The following is a 2,654-nucleotide window of genomic DNA, read 5'->3' as shown; positions in this document are numbered from 1 at the left end:
GGTTGTGATCGCACCACGAAGATCCATTATTCCTTTGATATATGCCGGAGAATTTGGAAGAGAAGTTATATCAGAAGAAGTTATGACTTCCTTTATATTGAAGAGGTTTATTGCGAAATATTCTGTTCCAAGGACAAACTCAACAAACTGAAGTATTTCAGTCTGTATTGGTGTTCCTTTTTTTACCGGGAGATTCCTACTACTACCTCCAAGATCTGTACCAAACTCTCCTTCAGTTATCATTGTTCCCATATCGCACCTTTGATTATAGGTTCTCTTTTTTACCCATTGAGCCGGCTGACAGACTCGTTGATATTGGTTGCAATGACTGATAATTCTCCGATGATCGTGGAGACCTGATTGAGTGCAGCAGATGATTCTTCAGTTGCAGCAGCAGAACCGACCGCTTCTTCTACTGTCTGTCCGGTCATGCTCCTGACTTCAGATACACTGGAGGTGATCTCCTGCACTGCTGCTGCTTCTTCCTCTGACAAACTGGCAACCTCTCCCATATGCTGTGCAATCTCCTCGACCTGCTCTGCAATGGTATGGAAGAACTCAATGGTATCAGTGATAGCTACAGAACCCTTTGATACTTCACCTGTTGCAAGATCCATTGCTGTTGCAGCCCGTTCAGACTGTTTCTGCAGTGATGTTATGATCTTTGCGATATTCTCCGCTGATCCCTGTGATTCCTGGGCAAGGGTCTTGACCTCGTTTGCTACAACAGCAAATCCCATACCTGCCTCTCCAGCTCTTGCTGCTTCAATGGCAGCATTGAGTGCGAGAAGGTTTGTCTGATCTGCAATGTCACTGATAATGACAACAATTTTGTTGATCTCATTCATCTGGTCTCTGATCTCGCCAATAATTATGCCGACATCATTGACTGCACCATTGATTGCTTTTATTCCCTGCTCTGCAACTGCAGCCTGTTTCACCCCGTTAGAGGAGGTTCCATTTGCATCCTGTGTGAGCCTGCTTACTGAGTCAACTTTTGCTGCTACTGTTGAGACTGACTGATTCAACTCCTCCATAGCAGCGAGTACCTGTTCAACAGCATGGAGGCTTTTTTCTGCATTTGAACTGACAACTGATGAGCTCTGGGCTATCGTTGCAGACCCAGCTGTTATCTCTTCTACACTTGCCGCTGCTTCTTCTGAAGAGGCTGAAAGAGAGTTTACCTGCTCTGAAATACTGGTGATGGCTGTTGATAACTCTGTTCCAATAGTGTCCATACCCACCTTCAGAGCAATCAGATCTCCCTTTATTTTGATATCTTCATTGAACCGGGTTGTGAATTTTGCTTGAGAATATAGTCCTGCAACCCGTAATGCTTCTTTTATAGGTGTAACGATGGCATCAAGCATGTTGTTGATACCAATGACAATATTCTGGTATTCTCCCGTGAACCCGGATGCATCACCACGCTTTTTGAGCCGTCCTTCTTCTGCTTCTGTGATGAGCATTCCAACTTCACCAACAATGCCATTTATTGCAGCGATCAACTGGTTAAACGCGGGAGCAATCTCGTCACGATCATCATGTGACTGCACAGAAACAGAAAGATCCCCTGCGGCAATCTTCTTCATCCCATCAATGATTACATACTGCAGGTCATCAGAGAACGTATCCATTGCAGTGGTAAGTTCACCAATCTCGTCTTTCCGGTTCAGATTGAGGCGGTTATCAAGATGACCCATACTCATCTCCTGCATCATATGAACGCCCCTAGAAAGAGGAACTGTGATACTTCTGCTGATAAGATATCCAAGAGATAATGCAATTACAACTCCGATTATTATGCCCAGAAGAGTAACCAGGATGATATTTGAGACAGTCTTCTTCCCCTCATCTGAAAGTGATTTCGCCTCATTAAAATTCATCGAGACCAGTTCTTTCAATGTCTCAGAAAATTCCTTTCTCTGGGTCACCAAATCTCCGGTTGTCAATTCAGTTATTATATCCTCATTTTTACCTGAATCAACGGTGATGTAAAACTTCGAAAGTGCCTCTTTGTATCCCTCCCAAGCTTTCTTCCCTTTATTAAAGATCTCACGTTCCTTATCCGATGCAATATATGGCTCGTATTTAGTCAGATTAGCATCGATATTCCTGACTAATTCGTCACTTGTAGCTTTAGTGCTACTCCGTGTGCTTGTTAAAAAAGCATATCCTGGTGAGTTCCCACGAAGCTGCCAGAGATCGCCATCAAGAGATTCAAGAATATCTGTGGGAACCAGTTGTTCACTGTACATTTTATCAAGATATGAATCCGTGGTTGTTACCCCCATGTACCCGATAATTCCCACGATAATCATAATGATAACCACAACAAGAAACGAACCTATTAATTTCGTTCCAATTTTAACATCATCCAATACATTCATGCTATCCTTACTCAATCACTCAAATAACCCTTCAATTTCAATATGATATGATGGTGAATCCCACCGATATGACCATCTTCCCTGACATTGTCTATGAATAATATCCCTGATTTTCGAAACACATTAACATTGATTCAAAGCATGCAACATGAGGGAAATCCCATCTCCCTTCCTGACACAGACAATTGAGAATTGACGTTCGCTTTTATATACCGATTTCAAGCGGCGGCACATACAAATCTTTTTTATATGAAGACAATGTTG

At 42.6% G+C, this 2,654-nt stretch carries 2 protein-coding genes; both read right to left on the bottom strand.

Annotated features, from left to right (window positions below; all coding sequences use genetic code 11):
* On the bottom strand, nt 1-252 hold a 252-nt coding region (locus VN429_RS00955), incomplete at its 3' end, for a chemotaxis protein CheW (RefSeq protein ID WP_325628810.1).
* Nucleotides 253-281: 29 nt separating this feature from the next.
* Entirely contained in the window at nt 282-2,390 is a 2,109-nt protein-coding gene (locus VN429_RS00950; protein ID WP_325628808.1) for a HAMP domain-containing methyl-accepting chemotaxis protein, read from the bottom strand.
* Nucleotides 2,391-2,654: the final 264 nt, after the last annotated feature.

Source organism: Methanospirillum sp., assembly GCF_035560735.1.
Taxonomy (GTDB): Archaea; Halobacteriota; Methanomicrobia; order Methanomicrobiales; family Methanospirillaceae; genus Methanospirillum.
The sequence above is the reverse complement of the archived record's forward strand: the minus strand, read 5'-3'. Positions and strand labels throughout refer to the sequence as shown.